Raw genomic sequence first — 21609 nt, forward strand, 5'->3', positions numbered from 1 at the left:
TCGCCGGGCCCCAGCGAGTCCGGCAGGCCGTCGTCGGGACCCGGCACGCCGATCGAGGAGACGGGCAGCAGGACCGTCTCGAAAGGTCTCGGAGTACGCCGGGTTCCGGTTTCCCGCCAGCTATGATCGTTTTGATCGGCGAGCATCGGACGGCATCATGACGGTGATGGGGCTCGACGAGATCTCCAACGAGCTGTACGGGCTGGTGCCGGGCTCGTTTGTCGCCGCTCGCGGAGAGCGGGCTGCCGCCGCGAAGGCAAGCGGCGACCGGGAGCTGGCCGCGGCGATCACGAGGCTTGCCCGGCCGACGGTGCCGGCCTGGCTGGTGAACCTGCTGGTCCGTGCCGAGCCGGAGCAGGTGGAAGAGTTCCTCCGGCTGGGCCCGGCGCTCGCCGAGGCGCAGGCGGCGGGCGCGGGCGACGAGCTGCGCCGGTTGACGGCTCGTCGGCATACCTTGATCGCGGCGCTCACCCGGCGCGCCCGCGAACTCGCCGCGGCGGCGGGCCAGCCAGTGCGCGACGACGCGACGCGCGAACTGGCCGGCACCCTGCAGGCGGCGCTCGCCGACCCGGCCGCCGCGCGGGCTGTGCGCTCCGGCCGGCTCACCAGGGCGTTGCGCTACGCCGGGCTCGGGCCAGGTGAGGTGACCGGAACATTCGCCGTGCCGGTCCGGGCTGGCCGGCGACCGACTTCGGAACCCGGCGTGGCGCGACACGGCGGGCCGGCTGGGCCAGGCGCCGCACATTCGGCCGAACCGAAGCCAGAACCGGCCCGGGGCGACCGGGAGCGGGGCGCACAGCAGGAACGAGCGGAACGAGAACGACGAGAACACGAACGGGCGGAACAGGAACGGCGCCACGCGGCCGACCAGGCACGCCAGCGACAGTTGCGGGCCGCCCGCCGTGATCTGGCCAAGGCCGAGGAAGAACTGGACGCTACCCGGCGGCGGGTCGAGGCGCGCCAATCCGCCGCCGCCGACGCCCGCCGGAGACTCGCGGGCCCCCGGCGACGGGTCGACGAGCTGGTCGCGCAGCTGGAGCAGGCGCGGCGGGCCACCGCACTGGCCGAGGCCGCGGCCGAGCAGGCGGACCGCGAGCTCGCCGAGGCGACCGCCGCGTCCCAGGAAGCCGACCGAAGGCGCGCTACGGCCCTGGCCGAGCTGGCCCGCCTCGGTGAACCAACCGACTCCGCGACCAGCTGACAGACGCCGTCCCGGCGCGGAGTGACACCGGACGCCCTGGGTGCGCGGTAGGTCGCGGGTAGCCGCCGCGGCCGCCCGCGTCACGGGCGGCTCCTGTTTACCGACGCCGACGGCCGACCAGTCCGACCAAGGCGGGCTTCGGGTGTGGTCGGTACCGGCGCCGGAGGGGACGGGCGCCGGTATCGGCGACACGTTCGGTCCGCGCATTCACAGAGAGCGCCCGATGCCGCCTGACCTGGGCCGTCACCCCTCCTGACCGGCCCCTCGTGTGTACATTGACCTGCGGCCGGTCAATGTCACCGGTTTCATCTGGTTTGGGTACTCCTGTTCCGGACGGCCTTTGATCGTCTGGTCCGGAGAAGCGCCACACGGGTGCCCGGCCTTGGGGGGATGGGGGAAGGTCATGCGATTCACGATCGCTCCGAGCGTTCCCGCGCGCGCGGTCGACGACGGGTCGGAAAGCTCGGCGTCGGGCAGCCCGCGACGGGCCTCGGCAAGTCTGGCGCGGCGGATTGGCGTGACGGTTGTCGCGGCGGTGGCACTCGTCGCGTTCGGGGTGTCGGGCTGCTCGGATTCGGACGGCGACACCGAGACTCCGGTCGCGAGCCAGTCCGCGCCCGAGGTTCCCGAGACGATCGCCGCCACGGCAACGATCGCGGCGGAGGAGGCGCCGACGCAAAGCGCCACGCCGGAACCAACAGCGGAAAGCGCCACGCCGGAGCCGACAGCCTCGAACGGCCCGATCACGGTAGCCCAAGTGGACATCGAAGCTGCCCTGGCGAGAGACCTGCAGGCGCAGACTGGCGAGCAGTTCTCGGTCGACTGCCCCGGCGACCTTGTCGCGGTGGCCGGCACGCAGGTGGTCTGCACGACGGTCGTGCCCACCGGCGAGGTGTACAACGTCAAGATGACGGTGACCTCGGTTGCGGACGGGCGTCTCAACTACTCCATGGAGGCCTTCCCGGCCAGCTGATGCCGCTGGGACAAGCCTGCTCGGTGCGGTTCAGGACCGGTGGCCCGGCGGCACTCGTTGACTGCCGTCGGTGCCCGGCAGCGGTTGGCCGGTGACGTACCGATGGACGATCGGATCCAGGCCTTGGGGTTGGCCTCGGCGTTAGCCGCTAGGGGGTCGACGTGGTCGCCTCGGTGCCGCGTGGCGAAAGGCGACGGAGCCGGTTGTCGTGCGTCATCGTGGCGCCGTGGCGCGTTGACACGGGAGTCGGCCGGCACGCGGCCGGCGGCCCGATCCGGCAGCGAACGCGCGGGACGCTGCCGGATCGGGCCGGTAGATGGTGCTCGCTGTCAGGCGAAGAGCTTCTCCTGCTCCTCGCGGAGCGTGTCGATCAGCCGTCCGGGCGGAAGCGCCACGTCCGCGTAGGTGAGCACGTCGTCCTTGGCGACGTCCCGCGTGAGGACGCAGCCCTCGGCGACACCCATCGGCAGCAGGGCGCCGGCCCGGGTGGCCGCCGATGACTCGGCCACCCCGTAGGTGTCGTAGCCGCCGAGCCCGTCGAGCGTGTGCCCGGCCTTGAGGTCCTGCTTGGCGGTGGCGATCACGTCGACCCGCGGGCCGGCCAGCGGGGCGAGCGCCGCGTCGGCGAAGTCGACCGCTCGGGCCACCGTGTTCGGCACCTCGAAGTGGCACAGGTGGTAAGGCGTGTAGAAGCTGTAAAGCGGGCCCGTGCCCAGCTTGTAGAGCTCCAGGTAGTGACGCTGCTTCGGGTCGTCGTGGGTGCCGAGCACGAACACCCCGGGGCCGGGCTTCGACTTCACCACGTAGTCGACGATGCCGCCGAGCTCGCGCAGCTCGTCGACGTCGTACCGGCTGGTCAGCTCGTCGACGTGGCCCTCGTGGTCCCAGCCGTTCATACCCCGCTTGGGCACGGTGAGCCCGAACGCGTTGGCCACGATGGCCTGCTCGAACGAGATCTTCGTGCCGTCGGCGAAGCTGGTGACCATGTGCGGGTCCTGGCCCCAGCGCTCGGCGAAGGCCTTCTGCGTGGTGGGGGTGCGGTACTCGTCCTGCAGGCCCTTGATGTTGCCGGCGACGAGCGGGGTGACGCCCAGTCCGATGACGAAGCGCATCAGGTTGCCCTGCACGCCGGGCTGGTCACCGTCGGCACCGGTGAGCACGACACCGGCCTCGCGGGCGCGGTGGGCCAGCAGCGGGCCGACCGTGCCGTCGAGTTCGGCGTTCATCGTGACGATCGGCAGGCCGCGCTCGATCGCCGCCACGGTCACCCGGGCGCCGAACTCGACCGCGCCGGTGACGTCGACGACACAGTCGAGGTTCTCGGCCTTGAGCAGCTCGAAAGCGTCCTCGAGCAGGGCGGGGGTCCCGGCGGCGATCGCGGCGTCCAGCGCGGCGGCGTTCTCGACCCGGACCGGCTTGACGCCGGCCTCGGCGTAGGCGCGCTCGCCGTTCGCGAGGGTGCGGTTGGCGACCGCGACCAGGCGCATCCCGGGCTTGGAGTTGACGATCTGGTTGGCCAGGCCGCGTCCCATGAACCCGGCGCCGATCATGCCGACCCGGATCGGGCGGCCCTGCGCCTCGCGCTTGGCCAGCGCGGTGTCGATGATGATCATCGCGCCTCCACCGAGACCTCGGAGAGCAGCGGCCAGGCGGCGTCCTTCGACGAGACGACCACCGGCTGGATCGGCCACTCGACGGCGAGCCGCGGGTCGTCCCAGCGCAGGCCGCGCTCGGCGCCCGGGGTGTACGCCGTGCTGACCTGGTACAGCACCTCGGCCTTGTCGGTCAGGGTGAGGTAGGCGTGCGCGAAGTTGCGCGGGACGTACATCGCGGTGCGGTTGTCCTCGTTGAGCTCGGCGCCGAACCACTGGAGGTACGTGGGTGACTCGGGCCGCAGGTCGACGATGACGTCGTAGATCGCGCCGCGGTAGCAGCGGATGAACTTCGTCTCGGCGTTCGGCTCCAGCTGGTAATGGAACCCGCGCAGGGTCCCGGCCTTGTGATTGAACGAGATGTTGGCCTGCTCTACCAGCGGTTCGAGCCCGGCGTCGATGAACTCCTGCCGGCAGAACGCACGGGCGAAGAAGCCACGCTCATCTTCGAGGAGCTTCAGATCGACCAGCGCCGCACCGGCGAGCGGGGTGGTGTTGATCAGCATGTGGGAGGCTCGTCCTATCCGCTTCGTCCTGCTCGATACCAGGAGTGACCTTCGACATCGTAGTAGAATCACGCAACGGAGCGGCGGCGTCACTCCCGCGGGTTGCGGAGGGTAGCCACCCGGATGGCCCACCAGCGTGACATCGGTGGCGGAGACGCATCCTTCCGCACGATACAGTCGCCCGGAGCCAGTCACGGTGCCCCCGAGCCCGCCGACGTCACCGCGGGTAGTCGCTCCGGCAAGCAGTGCGGGCGTTCGCCGGCCCGCCGCGGCGACGCCGTCCCGGGATGAGCGCCGACGGGCCGATTTCCGCGGCCCACGCGCGACGGGCAGTCGAGCCCGAGGCCGCGGCTATTCCGCCAGGGATGTTCACCTGGCCCCGAAGGCGGTTTGCGGGCGGACCGATGGAGGACCGCGAACTCGAACGAACGGCGGTCCAACCCGACCGTGCCGGCCCGGTCTCTGCTACCTGACGGGCGCGGGACGGCGCCTCGCCGCTACCGCATACCTTGACCAGACGTACTTCGCGTCGGCGGCGAAGATCCGGATGTCGCACTGCAGGGTCAGGGTGAAGCCGATGCCGATCGCGTGGCCGTTGACCGCCGCGATGACCGGCTTGCGCACCCGCCACGCCGGCATGCCCAGCCCCGCCGCGCTGAACGTCGAACTGTCGGGGCTGGCGAACGTGTCCCCGCCCGACGTCATGTCCGCGCCGGCGCAGAACGCCGGCGGCGTCCCGGTCAGCACGACCGCGCGGACCGCGTCGTCGGCGTCGGCGTCGGCGTCGGCGTCGGCGTCGGCGTCGGCGTCGCAGCGTTCATAGGCCGCGACGAGGTCGCGGGCCATCGACCTGATCGAGGGTGGTCCCGCGGGCCACGGCTTTGGCGTACCTCCGCCTGACCGGCCTTCATCACTCGCGGTCCTCGCCGAGAGCCACGTCGTGTTTCCTGGTCATCCCGGTCGGCGGGTTCTCGGCGGGCCCGGCGAGGTGGATCTCGTGCGCGAAACGGTGACGTAGGAGCGCGGCGAGCGCTTCGACTGTGTCCCGGTAGCGTTCGGGCAGCCCCGCGGCGGACACGGCGTCGACCAGGGCCAGATCGGCGGGAACCGCGTCGGTCAGCGGCGCGGCGAGCAGCGGGCCGAGCCGGGCGATGTGCCTGTCCCAGAGCGACACCGTGTCGTCGTGGTTCAGCGCGGCGAACAGCTCCCCGTCGGGGGATACCGCGAGGTGCCGCGGTATTTTCCGGTCTCCCGGGACTCTGCCGACGAGTTCCCGGTCCGACCAGGTGCTCACTACGATGTCCGGACCGCTCGCGAAGACCACCGTGTCAGATCCTTCGGCCACGGCGAACGCGCCGACGCGGACTGGACGGTCGGAATCGGGCCCGTCCCACCTCCGCCACCGTCCGGCTCCGGGGGGAAGCGGTATCGCATCCAGATCGGAAAACACGAGGTCGTGGCCGTCCGGCGAGAACGAGACCGGGTGACCCAACCGGTAGTCCCAGCCCGACCGCCATTCCTGTACCACCGATCCGGTCGCGACCTGAATAACCTTGAGCCAGTACCCGTCCGATACCTCCGTCGTGACGACCCTCGAGTTCACCGACCCATCGCCGCTCATGTCCAACTCGACTTCGGAGACCGTCGTGTAGACCGTCCCACCGAAGGCGACGAGCGACCCGTCCCAGGACAGCACGGGATCCCCCTCGCCCCAGCCCGCGACGCGCTGGGAGCTGACAAGACTGCCTCCTGACCAGGTTTCGATGGTCAGGCTCTCCCATCGCCACTTCGGAGAGGTCGTCGCCACCACCAGGTGGCCCGCGGAGGTACGAACCACGGCACGCACCCATCCGGACAGGGCCAGGGGACGAAGTCCGTCGCGATCGGCGAGGTAACCGTTGTGATGGGGACCGTCGGGTGCCCCGGCAACGATGAAGAGCTGGTCGTTTCCGAGATGGAGCACGCGGTCCACTCCGCGCCGGCCGCCGGGCAGGACAACCGTCCGCACCGGGCGTCCACTGTCGAGATCCCACAGGTGGACGTCCCCGGACTCGGTGGTCAGGACCAGCTGGGGTGCGTCCGGCGCGAAGGACAGGTGCGTCACCCTGCCGGTGATCTCCGGGAAGACGTTCTGAAAGCGGCCACGCGGATTGGCCAGCACCGCTCGCTGGGCGGCCGCCAGCCGGTCGAAGAGGACTCGGTCACCGGGTTGGCGGGGTGCCCAGCCGGCGCCGTGAAGACGCCCGGCCGCGAACAACGCCGAGAGAACTGGAAGATCGATGAGCAGCGCCCAGGTGTCCTCATACCGGCTGGCAGCGACCAGTGCGTCGACGAGGTATTCCTGTTCCGGCCTGGACAGCGCTCGCAGGCGGGCCTCCCGCGTACCGCCGAGCATCATCCGCAGGGCGTCGACCTGCCCGGATTCCCGGACGGCGGCGCGCAGCCGTTCCTTGAGGCCGCCGGCCGCGGCGGTGTAGGCGACCGCGAGCATCTGGTCGTCCACGACCAGGTCGCGATAGCGGTCGATCTGCCCGGTGAGGACAAGCAGCGCCGCCAGGTCCGGGCCGTCCGGCGGAAGGTAGCCCGCATCGGCCGCGGCGGCGGACGCCTCCGCGTCGCCCCCGAGCGCGAGCGCGCATATCCGGTGGCTCGCCGCGCCGTCTGGCAGGGAGCGCAATGCCCGCCGCACGGTGTCGGCGATGCCCGTCGACACGACCGTCGGCCGGGCTGCCAGCGAGGCCACCAGGGCCGACGCGGCCTCGGCCGCGCGGCCGTCGAGGGTATCGCCCGCGAGAAGGGCACGGGCCAGCCGGGACACGGCCCTGCGGGCCCGCATGCGGTCCAACGGGCTTCCGGTCTTCGACGCGCGGCGCAGGAGACGCACGGCTGTCCGTGTCCGCATTCTTTTCACGGTGCGTTGACCGCCGTTCACCCGGGCTTGGCGGCGATGTCACGTACGCCAGGAACCGGGATACGCGGGCCAATACTCGGTCTACGACACCGAGAATACAGCGGATGCGGCACCCGGAAACCGGGCCGACGACGCGGACGGGTCAGGTCGGGGCGGGTCAGGGCACGGCATTGCGGGCGACGCCGGTCCACATGGAGGCGACGACGTCGCTGTCCGAGCCACGGCCATCACAGCTTGTCTCCCGAAGAGGGCGTCCCCTCCGATCCTCCGGGGATTTTGACCAGCAGGTTTGCATGATCGTATTGGACCGTCTTCGGCTTCCTCGGGGCCGTTTCGGGGAAGGCGTCGTCAACGGGGACGGCGTCGTCAACGAGGTCCGGCCGCGCGGTGGTCGGCGTACCGCGCCCGAACCGTGCGGCGTGTGCAACGCGGGTGCGGACAAGGAGTCGGCCCGACTACCTAAAGATGCTGGTGAGAAGCCTGAAGCCTGCGCAAGGACGATAGGTACCAACCCCCGATGACACACGCAAGACGCGTCAAGGGTGAAGGCCTGAGGACAGTTGGGCCGCTGCGCCGTCCAGCCAGCGCAGATACCATCGAGCGAACCCCAGCGGTTGTCCCTCATCGTCGTGCAGTGGCTGGAGTCCTCCGTCAGCGCCCGTGTCGTCGGCCCACATCTGGCCTCTCGCTGGACCGCTGACCACAAGCGTCTCCCACGACGAACAGCCGCCATGGGCGAGGTACAACAGCCCGGCTACCGGCGGGTCGGAGTTGTACAGCTTCCACCAGGCGTCATCAGCCGCGCTGAACTCCTCCAGCGAGTCATAATCCTTGACGTAAGGCTGAGCGGGCAGTTCGTCAAACGGGTTGAACGCCTCCACGTGCGGGAAAGGCTCAGCAAGCGTCTCCAAGCAGGTCAGCTGGGCACCGTCGCCCTCCCACCGCCACCGCCCATCGACGCGTCGAAGCGAGAACAGCCCGTACCCAGGCCCCGCCCCGCCTCGCCCCACTTCCACAAGAAACGAGCGATACTCGCCGGGCAACTCCACCCGCAGCTGCGCCTCGACCGCTGCCAGCTCGGCGGCCGTCAGCGGCGGTTCGAGCAACCACTCATGCCCGTGGGCGCCGAAGACATTGGCGGCTTCCGGGGCCGCGGCCAAGCGGGCAACCAGCTCATGTACACCTGACCAGTCAGCGCGTCTCACGCGTGCATGGTAAGAGTAGATCCATCCGCGTCGACCTCTGGCCGGCAACGCGCCTGGGCGCCGGCACGGCGTGTGCAACGCGGGTGGACTGGGACCGGCCCGACTACCTAAAGATGCTGGTGAGACGCCCGAACCTGCGCCGGCACGATCGGGGCGTTGTCCACGTAACACTCCCCGCGCCACAGGCCTGATCTTCTGGGCGGCCTCCTGCAGGTTCGGCGCTGTTGGAATCCCCGTCCCGACGTCCACGAACTGATCCACACCGGCATCGGTCGCGAGGAACCGCACCGCCCGATGCAGGAATGTCCGGTTCGCCAGCGCACCGGACCGCGCACTCGGCACGACCGCCAGCACCCGCTCCGCCGCGTCCCGATCCGCCGGAAAGTCGTCCTTCCCGCCGAGGTAGTAGTCGTACATCCGCGCCAAATGCGCCGCCGTCACGTCCGGCCCAGCCGGCCCAGATGTATGACCTCCAGACACCGTCACGCCTCATCCCTTTCGTCATCGCCCGGCCCGCTCCACTACGACCGCCGCATCGGCCGCCCCGTCGAACTGCCAGTCATCCAGCGCCCGCCGCCGCTTGGCGACCCGCGCCAGCACCTCGGGGTCCGTGCCGAACCGCACCGGGTACACCGGCCGCGTCGGAGCCACCCTGCGCGCCAACGACACCGGCTTCTCCTCCGGGCCGCGTGGCGCAGGCACGACCACCCCGGGAAACCGCGCCCACACCACCAGGCCACCGGACCTGGCCCGGTACCACGACCAGTGCTCGCACAGCGCGTCGACGGATCAGGCCGGCCTGAGTGCGCTTACGCGGTCCGGTGTGCTGCGCCGCGAGCTGACGGGTTTCGTCCGGTGTCGGCTCGGTGTGGCGGCCGGCTCGGTGCCCGGGAGGCGTTTCGCCGGACAACGTCCAGCCCGCGTGGGCCGCGGCGACCCGATACGAGTGGCGTCCGACCGGCCTGAGCGGAGGCTGTCGGGCTTGTGACCCACCTCGAGGCATCCGGTCACACGGTTCCTCACATGGTCGCCGCGTGTGCTGGTGGCCTCGGCGGGAAATCCCCTGCCTGGCCAGGCAGGGCCGTCGACCGCCCCGGTCCACCGGGACGAAGCCTCGACACCACGGAGTCTCCATGAACCCGGTCATCACGACCCCCCTTGCCCAGGCGACCCGGCCGCGTCGGGCTTCGCGGCGCGTTACCTTCGCCGCCCTGTTGGCTGGCCTGCTCGTCCCGACGGCGGCCCTGGCCGGGGCGGCGCCCGCCTCCGCCGCGATGCCCACCTGCGACGGTAAGACCGCGACCATCGTCGGCACGACTGGCAACGACATCATTTACGGCACCGCCGGCAACGACGTCATCGTCGCGCTGGACGGTCAGGACCGCGTCTACGGCTACGGCGGCAACGACACGATCTGCGGCGGCAACGACGGCGACTGGCTCCTCGGCGGCAACAACAACGACGTGCTCCGCGGCGGCGCCGGCGGCGACACCCTCAACGGCGACGACGAAGACTCGACCAGTCCGGGGGACGACAAGCTGTACGGCGAGTCCGGCTACGACTGGCTCATCGGGGGGCCGGGGAAGGACAACCTCCAGGCCGGCGAGAACGGGGAGACGGACCTCCTGCACGCCGGCCCCGGCGACGACGTTCTCAACACCCTGGACGCCGACAACCTCGACGTGATCGACGCCGGCACCGGGCTCGACACGTGCCTGCGCGACCCGGGCGACCAGTACTGGACAAGCCCGTACGGTGGCAGCGGCGTCGGAAGCTGCGAGGTCGGCCCGGGCTACGCGCCGATCAGGTAGTCCCCGCTCCTCGCGGGGCACGCCCCGAGGACACGGCCGGGCAGGATCTCGTTCGGGCAGGGAGACCGTCCCGGACCGGCCTCCCGCATGGGGATTGTGATGCGCCAGCGGTGGCCGAGTCGCGTGCCCGCCCAGTGCCGATATGCCGGGTGTTCACCGGCTGGCTCGTCCGGTGGCACGGGCGCGGGAGAAGGCGACCCGCGGACCACATGAAAAGCTGGCCCTATGTTTCCGGTGACTCCCGCCGCCGAGGCCGCGCTGTCCGTGGCCACTCGTTTCTGCTCGCCCGCGCTGCTCAACCACTCCATCCGCTCCTACCTGTGGGGAGCGAGGTACGCCGCGGCGCACGGCATCGCGTTCGACGACGAGCTGTACTACGTCGCGGCGCTACTCCACGACCTCGGGCTGACGGAGCCGTTCGACAGCAACAAGCTGCCGTTCGAGGAGGCGGGAGGGCAGCTGGCCTGGGTCTTCGGCGTGGCGGCCGGCTGGCCGGCGCAGCGGGCCGCCAGAGCATTGGAGATCATCGTGCTGCACATGCGCGACGACGTGACCCCGGCCGACGACCCCGAGTCCCACCTACTCCAGGTCGCCACCAGCTGGGACGTTTCCGGACGGCGACCGGAGGAGTTCCCACCCGACACGAGGGCGCAGATCCTCACCCGCTATCCACGGCTGGAATTCGGCGCGGAGTTCCTGGCCTGCTTCGAGGACCAGGCGAGGCGCAAGCCGGGCAGCGCCGCCGCCGCATCGGTCAACAACAACGTCGCCGGACGGATCGCCGCGAATCCTCTCGAAGGCGACCCGCCCGCCTGACCGGGGGCGAGAATCCTGGCAGGGTCGACCTGATGTGTGAACGTGATCCGGGGTACCGCGGCCAGTTGTAGGGCGTGCCCGGCTGTCAGGTGGCAGGGTTGGGGCGGTACGCCCCAACCCTGGCCTGGGGCGCTGGCGGTGGGTGGTTGGGTACCCGGGTGAGGGGGCTGGCCCGGTGAGCACGGTGGTGCTCGGCTTCGTGGCCGGCCTGGTCCTGGCGATGGTCACCGCGCCGGTGGGTGTCTCGGGCGCGGTGTTCCTGCTGCCAGTGCAGCTTGACCTGCTCTCGGTCCCCAGCCCGGCGGTCACCCCGACGAACCTGCTGTACAACGTGATCGCCACACCGGGATCGCTGGCCCGCTACCGGCAGCAGAACCAGCTTGGCGGGCCGCTCGTGCGGCGGCTGGTCGCGGGCACCCTGCCCGGCGTGGTCCTCGGAGCCGTCGTGCGGGTGCGCTTCGCTCCGGGGGCAGGCCTGTTCCGCCTGCTGCTGGCCTGCCTGCTGCTACCCCTCGGCGCCTGGCTGTGCGTGCGCACCCTGCGCGTGCCACGACAACGAGGCCGCCCCGCGCCAGGACCGCGCGCGGTCACACTGCTGTCGGTCGTCGTCGGGTTCGTCGGCGGTGTCTACGGCATCGGCGGCGGATCGATCCTCGGACCGATCCTCGTCGGGCGCGGCCTGCCGCTCACCACGGTCGCGCCCGCCACCCTCGCCTCCACCTTCGTCACCTCCATCGCCGGAGCGGCGACCTACGCCCTGCTGGCCCTCACCACCCCCGGCAACATCGCCCCACACTGGGCGCTCGGCCTCGCCTGCGGCTCCGGCGGCCTGCTCGGCGGCTACCTCGGCGCCCGGCTCCAACCCCACCTCCCCAACCCGGCGCTGCGACTGCTTCTCGGCGCCCTGGCCATAGCACTCGCGATCGTCTACCTCGCCGAGGCGGCCTGACCCGCCTGGCGCGGCCCTGCCCGGTTGGTCTTTTCGTGAAGGTAATAGGAGTGGACGGCGGGTTGACCGGTGTAGTTAGGGCCGGCATGATCGTCGGCGCCGCGGTAGGTGAACGCCTGAGGGTGCCCTGATTTTCGGCGGGTAGACCGTCACGGCCCGGGGCGGAAGGTGGCGAAGATCCGCCACATCAGGTCCTGCTGGCTGTCCCATTCGTCCTGGGACGTCCGCCAGCGCAACGCGTACCCATGGCCGTTGCGGACGACCCCGAGGTCGAGGACATGGACGGTGCGGCCACCCGAGGTGAAGGTGAACTCCCAGATGGCGGCGGCCGCGCCGTCCCGCCCGTCGGCCGGGCGGATGGACAGGAGCCGGTAGCCAGGGGAGGTCGCCCGTACGCTTCCTTCCAGCGATCGCCAGGCGTCGATGGCGGACGGCCCGGCGACGCTCTGGGCCTCGACGAGCAACTCCGGAGAGCCGCTCGGTGGCGCGAGGAGGACCCGGTCGGCGCCCCGGGACGAGGCCGACCACTCGTTCGGCACCGCCACCGACCAGCCGGATCGCCCGGAACTCGTGGTGTACCCGTCCGGTGGCCGCGCCGGAGTGGAGTCGGTCGGAACGAGCGCGCCCAAGCTGGTGTCATAGTCCCGCGCCGGCGGGGCGTTCGTCCGCGTGTCGGCCGAGGCCGGCGGAACCGCGGCGCCGGGCGGCGGGCCTGACGGGCCGGGCCGCGCGGGTGAGGTCGTCGGCGCCGATGATGTGATCGGTCCGGACGAGGCCGCCGGCGGTTCCTGTGACCGCGCAAGCGCCGCGGGCTCGGCGCCGCCGCCGTTGATCGCCAGGCCAAGAATGGTCCCCACCGCCAGCAGTGACGCCAGCGCCGCGGCCACCATCATCGACACCCGTCGGCGCGAGCCGCCTCGATCTCCCTCGCGGGATACCGGAACAGCATCGGCATCGCTCGGTCCGCCATTGCCGTCGGACGCCCTGCCGTCCGGCGCCCTGCCGTCGGATGCGCCCCTGTCGAACGCGTTGTCCTCGGGTGCCTTGTCGTCGGATGCGCCGCCCCCGCTGTGTTCGGCGCCTTCATCAGCGCTCAGGGCACCGACCGCGGCGACCTTCTGTTCGTCTCCCCCCGCCGTGTCGCCGCCGTCGGCGTTTGCCTCGTGAGCTGCTGGAGTGCCGGCCGCGGTAGCTGGTCGAGCGTCATCCGCCAGCGCCGGCCGGCGGCTGTCAGCGAGGATCTCCAGCCACTGGTCGGCCCCGTCGGACTCGCGAGGGCGAGAAGGGCGCCGAGCGAGCGCGGCCCGCGCGAAATGTCTGCGCCGCCCGCCCCCGGCGGATGCGCTGTCGTCGACGGTCTCGTGCAGCCGACCACGGATCTGGGTGAGCGACGGGCGCCTGTCGGGGTCGGCGTCGAGCATGTCCTCGAGCACACCGCTTAGGTGGCCCGCATGGGTCAACGGGCGTCTGCGGTTCTCCACGACGGCGGCCAGCGTCGCCAGCGTCCCCTTGCCCTCGAACGGTGGCGCGCCTTCGACGGCGGTGAACAGGGTCGCCCCCAGCCCCCACACGTCGCTGGCATAGACGGCGCGCGCGCCTCGGACGCGTTCAGGGGCGATGTAGGCGGGCGAACCGACGAGCATTCCCGTACCCGTCAGGGCCGTGTCGCCACGGCTGACGGCGATGCCGAAGTCGGTCAGGCGCGACTGTCCGTCGACGGTGACCAGGACGTTGCCCGGCTTGACGTCGCGGTGGACGACGCCGGCGCGGTGCGCGGCCTCGAGCGCATAGGTCAGGCTGATGCCGATCCGGGCTACCCGCTCGGGTGCCAGCCGTCCGGAGTCACTGATGAGCTGGGCCAACGAGACGCCGTCGACGAACTCCATGACGATCCACGAACGCCCCTCCCCGTTGAGCACGTCGTACACCGTCACCAGCCCCGGATGACGCAGCCGAGCCGCCGCGCGCGCCTCGCGCAGCACCCGCTGTTCGGCCAGGTCGCGTTCCGCCGCCGACCCCATGATCGGCAGCCGAACCTCCTTGATCGCGACCGGGCGGCGCAGCAGCACATCCTCACCCTCGTGGACCGTGCCGCCGCCACCACCACCGATCACGCTGCCCAGCCGGTACCGGCCACCGAGGTATCCATCCGCTCCATGTCCGTCGGAGGCACCGATGGTCGGCATCACTTGACCCCGCTTTCGGCGACCTTCTCGGGATTTACGGCTTCGCCTACCCAGAACGACAGCGACAACACCCGTAGCGTGCCGAACTGCGCCGGATTCGGCGGTGGGGCGCGGGTAGGCGTCTATGGGAGCGGGGCCTCGACGGCGTGGCCGTCGGTATCCGGCCGCGCCGCCGTGCCACCAGCGACCGAGGCGGTGTGACGAGCGGTGGTGACGGAGCCGGACGGCGGGATGGGCACCGCCGACTTCTTCGGCATTCTTCGGACAGGTCTGGTCGTCACGGGAGTCGACGACAACCAGGTGCGTCGCGCCAACGGACCTCCTGGCTGCCGGGTCATGAGGCACGCCAGGCCTGGCGATCTGGAGGTCTCGCGGATCGGGCAAGCAGGCGGCCCTGACAGCCGCGGCGGCCAGACAGGTGATCTCCGCGTCACGCGTCACGCGGAGATCACCTGGGCCGGCGCTGACGCCGGTGGCGCTAGAAGACGCCGATGCCGGCGGCCTCGTTGCGCTGACGCCACTCCTCACGGCTCATCCGGGTGGTGTCGACGTCCTTGGCGAGGGCGCGCAGCGCGCCGACGGTGGCCTGCTCCTTGGGCGTGTGGGCGAACGGGTCCCAGCTGAAGAAGCGGGTGGCGTTCTCCCAGGTGATCTTGTGGATCTCGTCGTCGGTGCAGCCAGCCTGCTGGAACTCGTCCCACGCGAACTCGGGTGACTCGGGCCAGGTGGTGTCGGTGTGGGGGTAGTCGCACTCCCAGGCGATGATGTCGACGCCGATCCGGTCGCGTAGCCGCAGGCCCGACGGGTCGGTGATGTAGCACGCGAGGATGTGGTCGCGGAACACCTCGGACGGCAACTTCCCACCGAAGTCGCCCTCGTCGTGCAGCCATGCCTGGTTCTGGACGTGGCGGTCAACCCGGTCGAAGTAGAAGGGGATCCAGCCGATCCCGCCCTCGGACAGGGCGACCTTCAGGTCCGGGAACCGCCGCAGCGTCGGCCCGAACAGCAGATCCTGGGCGGTGATGGCGCTGATCTGGCAGGCGAGCACCATGAGGTGGTCGACCGGGGCCTCGGGCGCCCGCTTGATGACGTCGAACCCGGCGCCGATGTGCAGCGACAGGACCATGTTCTCGTCACAGATCGCCTTCATCATCGGGTCCCAGTGGCCGGAGAGGAAGCTCGGGAAGCCCTGGACGTGCGGTGTCTCGAGGAAACTGATCGACCGGCAGCCCTTCTTGCCGAGTCGGTGGATCTCGTTTACCGCCAGGTCGACGTCCCACATCGGGACGATGCCGAGCGGAATGAAGCGTCCCGGGTAGGCACCGCACCACTCGTCGATGGCCCAGTCGTTGTAGGCCTGGAGCATCACGAGCGCGAGTTCCTTGTCACGCGACTCGGTGAACGTGCGGGCATTGAACCCCGCCATCGTCGGGAAGTTCATCGACGCCAGGACGCCGTTGGCGTTCATGTCCCGCACCCGCTCGTGCACGTCGAAACAGCCCGGCCGCAGCTCAGAATAGGCCCCGGGATTGAATCCCCACTGCTCACGGGGCCAGCCCACGGTGGCGGCCATGCCGAACGGGGTGGAGGTCTTCTGACCCTGGAACACCCACTCGTCGACACCGGCCTGGTTGCGGACCACCTTCGGGATCTCATCGAGCCACTTGGCCGGGACGTGGTTCTTGTACATATCCGGCGGTTCGATCATGTGATCGTCAATGCTGACCAGGATCATGTCGTCCATCCGCACGGGACAGCTCCTTTCACCGCGGGTGAACACGCCCTGGAGAACCAGGAGACGTCCAGCCGCTCCGGGATACGCCGCTGACTGAAACCGCGACGGCCAGCCACAGAACGTCGCCAGTGGGCGCGGCTGTTGCACCGTTCATGACCCGCGTGAGCCTAACCTCATTTCGACGTCGACGTCGATGGTCATGCCGGACTACCACCGACGTCGACGATCAGCGCGGCCTCGGCCGCGGTGACGGTCCCGAGCCCCGGCCTGGCCCATCGTCAGCCTCACCGGCGTCACCGCGATCAGGCAGATCCCATCGTGATCGGCAGGTCCACGGGCTGCCCGTGGAGATCACCGCCACGCACGTGGTCCCCGAGGCCCGCCCCACCCGGCGTCACGCCCCCACCAGGATCGGTGCGCCGGGCGGTCCTCGTCTCGAGGCCGTGGCGGGGTCAGTAGACGCGGAAGGCGTCGAGCACCGTGTTGGCGTAGGCGGTGTCGCCGGTGATCTCGATTCGGTTGTGCCGTGGTTCCCGGCCGGTTCCCCAGAGGATGAAGTCGGTGGTGCTCGTGTGTACCGTTGCCCGCGCGCCGTTCTGTGCCGCCGGCACGTCGTCGTGGTTCTCGACCGAGGTCGCGTGTGGGAGAAGCCGGAAGGCCGCGCCGCCGGCGCCGGTGAGGACAAGGGCCAGTGGGTCGGTGAGCAGCTCGCGGAACTGTTCGGTGGTCATCTGCCGGATGCCGCCGATGAGCCAGCGGTTCGCGGCGGCCAGGCGGTCGCCGTCGAGGTCGGGCAGGGTGCGCTGGATGGGGCCGCGGGGGGTGAGGATGTCCCAACGGGTGTGGCAGGTGTGGTCGAAGACGATGGCGTCGGCGATGCTCGCGAGCGGGTAGCTGCCGGCGGTGCCCATGTTCACGGGCATGGTGGCGAGTTCGTCGGTCAGCCGGCCGAAGGTGGCCAGCACGGCCGGTACCGACGAGCGGATGATGTCGAGGAGCTCCTCGGTGCGCCGGGCGGCGACCTGATGGGTGTGGGCGTCGACCGCCGCTTCGAACTCCAGGCCCTGGTCGTAGGGCGTGATCGGGATCAGTCCGGCGAACCCGGCCACGCTGATGGTGAGGTGCGCGAGGGTCGTGTGGACCGTCCAGCCGTCGCAGGCGGAGGGGGTCGAAAGCTCGTCGGCGGTGAGTCCGCCGAACACGTCGAGGGTCTCGGCGAGGGTGCGTTCGAGTGCCGCGGTGCGGGTGTCGGCGGACGCGGTGGTGTCAGAAGACGTCGCGGCGGCAGAAGACGCGGTGTCAGAAGACATAGTCCTCTCCGGTGGCTCGCAGGGTGATGTCGGTGACGGCCACGCCGAGCGGCTGGTCGATGAGTCGGACGATCTCGGTGGCGACCTGGGTGGCGTTCAGCGACCAGTAGCGGACGTCCTCGGGGTCAGTCAGCCCGGTGGGAAGTGTGCCGCCGGCGAAGGCCTGGATGTGCTCCTGAAAGGTGCTGGCGCGGTGCGCGGCAAGCGCGGCGGGGGCGTTGAAGTCGATGATCTCGGTGAACAGGTTCGTGCCGACGACGCCGCTGGGGCGGACGATCGTGACTTTGATGCGTCCCTGGCTTTCGACGCGCAGCGCGTTCGACAGGGTCGCGACCGCGGCCTTGGTGGCGCCGTAGACGGCGGCCCCGGCGATGCCGGCGTTGCCGTAGACCGAGGAGATGTTGAGGATGTGTCCGCCGCCCTGGCGGAGCATGTGGTCGTGGACGGCGTAGATGCCGTGCAGTACTCCCTTGAGGTTGATGTCGATGCAGCGGTCCCAGGCGTCCGCGGCCTTCCTGTGGTCGGCGAGGTGGGCCAGGGGCATGATGCCGGCGTTGTTGACGAGCACGTCGACGCGCCCGAGGTCCGCCACCGCGCGGTCGACGACGTCGGCGAACGCCTGGCGGTCGCGGACGTCCAGGCCAAGCCCGCGGGCCTGGTGGCCCTCGGCCGTGAGAGATGCCGCCAGTTCCTCGGCGCCGGTGGCGTTGAGGTCGAGCGCGACCGGAGTCGCGCCACCTCGCGCGAGCTGGGTGGTGATCTCCCGGCCGAATCCGCTCGCGCCGCCGGTGACCAGTACGACCCTGTCCTTCAGATGGCTCATGTGTACCTGATTCTTGTCATAAGGAACCCCTCGCCGCTGTGGACGCCCGATTCGCGAAGACCTCACATGGCTTGTCACCATGGCCGGATCCACATCCCGACAGGTCCCCCACCGACGAGGAGCACTCGCGGCTCACCGGCCGGCAGGTGGCAGATTCGGTAAGCAGGTGGGCGCCGTCGAGCCGTGACTCCGGGGAGTAGGACCCGACAGGGCTGGTCGGTGACATCCTGGCCGGGGACGTGCCCGACCAGCCCTTCAGATCATCCGTCGTGGCCGAACGGCTTGTAGGGCAGTGTCGGGTTGCCCTGCGCGTCGAGGGTGGTCAGCAGCGCACCGCTGTTGCAGACGGCCGGCACAAGGGGGTTCGCCGCGCCGTTGCACTGGAAGGTCAGGCCGGGCGCGGCTGGAAACGGCAGCGCCGGCGCGGTGCGGATCTTCTCGATCAGCGCGGCGGGGGTGACCTCGCCGGTGAATCCGTCGAGTGCCCGGTGCAGCGCCATCATGGTCACATAGATGGTGTCGCCCATCGACTTGCTGAGGTCGATGTCATTCTTCCCGTAGGTCTCGACGATCGCCCGGTACTGGAGCAGGTCCGGGTTCTTCTCGTCGCCGATCGCGAACGGAGCCAGCACGTAGACACCCTCGAGGATGTCACCGAGCGCCGTCCTCGACGCCTCCGACACACACTGGTTGACGACGCTGATCGGACCGTCGAAACCGGCCGCCTCCAAGCCGTTGAACGCGGCGATGCAGAACGAATCGTTGCCTATGATGTGCACCTCGGTGGGACCGTCCCCGGCGATCTGCGCCATCTGCGGCGTCATGTCCGCCTGGCCCGGCGGAATCGCCACGACCTTCAGCTCGAGCCCGGCTTCGCTGAAGACCTGCTGACCGAGAGCGTCGTAGAACCCGGTGACCACGGGGACGTCGACCCCCACGACCGTCACCTTTGGCACATTGTTGTCTTTCGCCACATTGATCGGCATCGTGCCCAGGCCAACGGTGGGGTCACCCATCGCGAACGTCGAGTCCCGGTCGAGGACGACGGACTGCTCGGTGGTCGCGTAGAGGAAGATCGGGATGCCGGCGTCGTGCATCGGCCGCCACACGGCGTCCATCGCGGTGGACTCGCCGGCCACAACGATCGCCACGTCCGCCTGGATGAACTGGGGCGCGCAGTCGCCCGCCTTGCCCGGGTCGGCCGCGGTCTCGCAGACGACGAGTTCGATCGGCCGGCCGCCGATGCCGGCCTCGTGCTCGTTGAGGAACTTCGTCATGGCGTTGGCCACGTCGATCTGGATGGTGTTGTCGAACGCCGGTGTCTTGCCGTCGCTGATGAAGCCGACCTTCACCGGTTCGCCGCTGGCCGGGTTACTCGGTCCGAGCAACGACAGGGCGGCGCCGGGGGTACCAGTGGTACCCCCGGCGCCGCCATCGGTTCCCGAGTCGGAGTCGCCGCCACACGCGGTGGCGGTCAGCGCCAGTGCCGCGACCGCGGCCACCACCGTCCGCCGTAGCAGTGGCCTCGTGCGTAAGTGTCCCGTCCGCGTGGCTTGTTCCATGGTTCTCCCCCTGTGTGGGTCGGCGGCCGGTCGGCCGCACCGAGACGTCGCCGGCCGTCGGGGTCGGCGGTCGAAAGGGAGCGCAACGCTCGTCCCAGCGCGCCGCCCCCTGAGCGCGGCCGTCGGTCCGACCTGCCTTTCGCCCACGCGAGTCTACCCAATATATTTAAATGTTTCTAGACCCACGTGGCGGGAGGATCGGACGGCGCCCACGGCGACAGTCCCATCCGCGCTGGTCAGGGCCGCCCCGGCCGTCGGCGCTGATCACAGCCCTCCACCGTCACCCATCGCCCGGCGGAGCTGCGCGATGGGTGACGGTCCTATCCGTGCGCGGCCTTCAGTCACGTGATCCGGTAGAAGTCCAGCACCACCTGCCGCGCTTCGCGCTGGCCGACGGCGATCGTGAGAGTCCTGCTGAGGTGCGGCCAGGCGCGGGCGCCGGCGGTGAAGCGCGCGCGATCAGACCGCCGCGGACGCAGATCGCGGGCTCCGCCGCGCTGGCCCTGCCGTTGCGGCGGAACCGCAGGCCGCCCGCGCCCGGCAGTTCCTTCTCTGGGGCACGGTATGCGTCGTTGCCTCACCCAACCTGCACAGCTATGCTGACCACGGTCAGCATCTGGCGCGGACGTTATGAGTCCGCGACCGACATCGGCTGGCAGATGCTTCAACCGAGAGGACAGCCAGGGATATGGAAAAGCTTCGTGTTATCCAGTGGACCACCGGGAAAGTAGGCAAGCTGGCGTTACGGGCGATACTTGACGACCCGCGTCTGGACCTTGTGGGTGTGTATGCCTGGTCGCCGGACAAGGTCGGCACCGACGCGGGAATTCTGTGCGGTCGGCCGCCGTGCGGCGTCGCGGCGACCGACGATGTCGACGCCTTGCTCGCGCTCAAGGCGGACACCGTCGTCTACACCCCGTTCATGGCCGATCTCGACCATGTACTGCCGCTGCTTGAGGCGGGGGCGGATGTGGTCAGCACCAACCTGTTCTTCAACGTCGGCGGGGTCAAGGGGGCGACGAAGGAACGGCTGGAGGCGGCCTGCGCCCGCGGGAACAGCTCGCTCTACATCACGGGGATAAGCCCCGGGTGGATCAACACGATGGTGACGGCCATGACCGGCGTGTGCCGCGACGTCCGCAAGATCTCCATCCTGGAGTCCGCCGACTGCTCCGTCTACGAGTCGAAGGAGACCTGGGAGGCCATGGGCATCTCCCGGACCGGCACCACGCCGGAGATCGTCGACATGGCGAAGCTGTGGATGATGCCGGCCGAGGAAGCCGTGCAGCGCATGGCCCACGCGCTGGAATACACGCTCGACGACGTCGAGTTCTTCCTCGACTACGCCACCGCCTCCCGGACGGTCGATCTGGGTTACATGACCATAGAGAAGGACACGAACGCCGCCGTGGAAGTCGGCTGGAACGGCAGGCTGGGCGACGCCACCATCATCCAGATGAAGTTCCGCTGGTACCTGACCAAGGATCTGAACGAGGACTGGCAGTTCAGCGACGACCAGTACCGAGTGGTCATCGACGGTGAGCCGGGGATCGACACCCGGATCCGCTTCATCCCGCCCGACCACTGGGGCAACCACGAGTGGGACACCATGACAGCCCTGCCCGCGGTCAACGCCGCGTTCAACGTCAAGGCCGCCAGGCCCGGGATCCTGCACCTGGCCGACGTCGGCCTGCCTCGCGCGCCAGCCGGGCAATGGCACGCGGCTCGGGAGTGAGATCCGGCGAGACGGCGTGACGGATCATCGGGGCCGGGGGCGTGACAGAACACCCCCGGCCCGACGCGCCCTCCCCGTCCGCTACCGGATGCCGGCCGAGCCGAGACCGGCGACGAACGCCGAGACGTCTCGGCCCACGACCTGCGCGAAGCCGCGCCCGTTGTAGGCGCCGGCAGCCCAGTGCCGGGCGCCGGCCTCGACGATGGTCTGGGCGACCTGGGCGGCGTGCGCCAC

16 protein-coding genes and 3 pseudogenes are annotated in these 21609 nt (G+C 70.2%); 6 read left to right on the top strand and 13 right to left on the bottom strand.

Annotation, left to right across the window (positions count from 1 at the left end; genetic code table 11):
• Positions 1–157: 157 nt before the first annotated feature.
• Together I6A81_RS05600 and I6A81_RS05605 are read left to right on the top strand one after the other, a co-directional pair.
• Entirely contained in the window at positions 158–1201 is a 1044-nt protein-coding gene (locus tag I6A81_RS05600) for a hypothetical protein (RefSeq protein ID WP_202999734.1), read from the top strand.
• 403 nt (positions 1202–1604) lie between these two features.
• Complete coding sequence (locus I6A81_RS05605) at positions 1605–2174, top strand: DUF4333 domain-containing protein (RefSeq protein WP_202999735.1); 570 nt, start codon at positions 1605–1607, stop codon at positions 2172–2174.
• A 329-nt stretch (positions 2175–2503) separates the two neighbouring features.
• On the opposite strand, the gene I6A81_RS05610 is transcribed toward I6A81_RS05605, so the two are convergent.
• The 7 genes and pseudogenes from I6A81_RS05610 to I6A81_RS05640 form a co-directional block, all read right to left on the bottom strand.
• A complete protein-coding gene (locus I6A81_RS05610) occupies positions 2504–3787 on the bottom strand; it encodes an NAD(P)H-dependent oxidoreductase (RefSeq protein WP_202999736.1) in 1284 nt (427 codons plus the stop codon).
• Positions 3784–4332, bottom strand: coding sequence for a dTDP-4-dehydrorhamnose 3,5-epimerase (gene rfbC, locus I6A81_RS05615; RefSeq protein ID WP_202999738.1), 549 nt, complete (start codon positions 4330–4332; stop codon positions 3784–3786). The genes I6A81_RS05610 and rfbC overlap by 4 nt, the downstream gene beginning before the upstream one ends.
• Before the next feature lie 519 nt (positions 4333–4851).
• Positions 4852–5178: pseudogene (locus tag I6A81_RS05620) on the bottom strand (enoyl-CoA hydratase/isomerase family protein); the annotation flags it as partial.
• 64 nt (positions 5179–5242) lie between these two features.
• Positions 5243–7234 (bottom strand): WD40 repeat domain-containing protein, encoded by a 1992-nt coding sequence (locus I6A81_RS05625; RefSeq protein WP_202999740.1) that lies wholly within the window; start codon positions 7232–7234, stop codon positions 5243–5245.
• 545 nt (positions 7235–7779) lie between these two features.
• Positions 7780–8448: an SMI1/KNR4 family protein gene (locus I6A81_RS05630; protein WP_202999742.1), complete on the bottom strand. Its 669-nt coding sequence runs from the start codon at positions 8446–8448 to the stop codon at positions 7780–7782.
• Positions 8449–8676: 228 nt separating this feature from the next.
• A pseudogene (locus I6A81_RS05635) lies at positions 8677–8865 on the bottom strand (SAM-dependent methyltransferase); the annotation flags it as partial.
• Positions 8866–8949: 84 nt separating this feature from the next.
• On the bottom strand, positions 8950–9117 hold the full coding sequence (locus I6A81_RS05640; RefSeq protein ID WP_202999743.1) for a hypothetical protein: 168 nt from the start codon (positions 9115–9117) through the stop codon (positions 8950–8952).
• A gap of 464 nt (positions 9118–9581) precedes the next feature.
• On the opposite strand from I6A81_RS05640, the gene I6A81_RS05645 reads away from it, so the two are divergent.
• The 3 genes from I6A81_RS05645 to I6A81_RS05655 all read left to right on the top strand — a co-directional run bounded on the left by I6A81_RS05645 (position 9582) and on the right by I6A81_RS05655 (position 12024).
• Entirely contained in the window at positions 9582–10259 is a 678-nt protein-coding gene (locus I6A81_RS05645; protein WP_202999744.1) for a calcium-binding protein, read from the top strand.
• A gap of 225 nt (positions 10260–10484) precedes the next feature.
• A complete protein-coding gene (locus I6A81_RS05650; protein WP_202999745.1) occupies positions 10485–11075 on the top strand; it encodes an HD domain-containing protein in 591 nt (196 codons plus the stop codon).
• 175 nt (positions 11076–11250) lie between these two features.
• Positions 11251–12024 (top strand): sulfite exporter TauE/SafE family protein, encoded by a 774-nt coding sequence (locus tag I6A81_RS05655; RefSeq protein WP_202999746.1) that lies wholly within the window; start codon positions 11251–11253, stop codon positions 12022–12024.
• A gap of 149 nt (positions 12025–12173) precedes the next feature.
• Here I6A81_RS05655 and I6A81_RS05660 read toward each other — a convergent pair whose 3' ends face one another.
• From I6A81_RS05660 to I6A81_RS46085, 6 genes and pseudogenes are all read right to left on the bottom strand, one after another.
• Positions 12174–14210, bottom strand: a complete 2037-nt coding sequence (locus I6A81_RS05660; RefSeq protein WP_202999747.1) for a serine/threonine protein kinase — start codon at positions 14208–14210, stop codon at positions 12174–12176.
• Positions 14211–14688: 478 nt separating this feature from the next.
• Entirely contained in the window at positions 14689–15960 is a 1272-nt protein-coding gene (locus tag I6A81_RS05665) for an amidohydrolase family protein (RefSeq protein ID WP_202999748.1), read from the bottom strand.
• 437 nt (positions 15961–16397) lie between these two features.
• Entirely contained in the window at positions 16398–17255 is an 858-nt protein-coding gene (locus I6A81_RS05670) for a maleylpyruvate isomerase N-terminal domain-containing protein (protein ID WP_202999750.1), read from the bottom strand.
• On the bottom strand, positions 17245–18078 hold the full coding sequence (locus I6A81_RS05675) for an SDR family oxidoreductase (RefSeq protein WP_202999752.1): 834 nt from the start codon (positions 18076–18078) through the stop codon (positions 17245–17247). Before I6A81_RS05675 ends, I6A81_RS05670 begins: the two co-directional genes overlap by 11 nt.
• A gap of 260 nt (positions 18079–18338) precedes the next feature.
• Complete coding sequence (locus I6A81_RS05680) at positions 18339–19580, bottom strand: ABC transporter substrate-binding protein (RefSeq protein ID WP_307874488.1); 1242 nt, start codon at positions 19578–19580, stop codon at positions 18339–18341.
• A 397-nt stretch (positions 19581–19977) separates the two neighbouring features.
• Positions 19978–20196: pseudogene (locus I6A81_RS46085) on the bottom strand (hypothetical protein); the annotation flags it as partial.
• A 132-nt stretch (positions 20197–20328) separates the two neighbouring features.
• On the opposite strand from I6A81_RS46085, the gene I6A81_RS05685 reads away from it, so the two are divergent.
• Entirely contained in the window at positions 20329–21375 is a 1047-nt protein-coding gene (locus I6A81_RS05685; RefSeq protein ID WP_203008354.1) for an NAD(P)H-dependent amine dehydrogenase family protein, read from the top strand.
• Positions 21376–21609: the final 234 nt, after the last annotated feature.

It is taken from the genome of Frankia nepalensis (genome assembly GCF_016786325.1).
In the GTDB taxonomy this organism is placed as follows: domain Bacteria; phylum Actinomycetota; class Actinomycetes; order Frankiales; family Frankiaceae; genus Pseudofrankia; species Pseudofrankia nepalensis.

Coding starts and splice junctions, on each gene's coding strand:
- I6A81_RS05650 (WP_202999745.1), top strand. CDS start 10,485: ATGTTTCCGGTGACTCCCGCCGCCGAGGCCGCGCTGTCCGTGGCCACT.
- I6A81_RS05600 (WP_202999734.1), top strand. CDS start 158: ATGACGGTGATGGGGCTCGACGAGATCTCCAACGAGCTGTACGGGCTG.
- I6A81_RS05625 (WP_202999740.1), bottom strand. CDS start 7,234: ATGCGGACACGGACAGCCGTGCGTCTCCTGCGCCGCGCGTCGAAGACC.
- I6A81_RS05685 (WP_203008354.1), top strand. CDS start 20,329: ATGGAAAAGCTTCGTGTTATCCAGTGGACCACCGGGAAAGTAGGCAAG.
- I6A81_RS05645 (WP_202999744.1), top strand. CDS start 9,582: ATGAACCCGGTCATCACGACCCCCCTTGCCCAGGCGACCCGGCCGCGT.
- I6A81_RS05610 (WP_202999736.1), bottom strand. CDS start 3,787: ATGATCATCATCGACACCGCGCTGGCCAAGCGCGAGGCGCAGGGCCGC.
- I6A81_RS05660 (WP_202999747.1), bottom strand. CDS start 14,210: ATGCCGACCATCGGTGCCTCCGACGGACATGGAGCGGATGGATACCTC.
- I6A81_RS05675 (WP_202999752.1), bottom strand. CDS start 18,078: ATGAGCCATCTGAAGGACAGGGTCGTACTGGTCACCGGCGGCGCGAGC.
- rfbC (WP_202999738.1), bottom strand. CDS start 4,332: ATGCTGATCAACACCACCCCGCTCGCCGGTGCGGCGCTGGTCGATCTG.
- I6A81_RS05605 (WP_202999735.1), top strand. CDS start 1,605: ATGCGATTCACGATCGCTCCGAGCGTTCCCGCGCGCGCGGTCGACGAC.
- I6A81_RS05670 (WP_202999750.1), bottom strand. CDS start 17,255: ATGTCTTCTGACACCGCGTCTTCTGCCGCCGCGACGTCTTCTGACACC.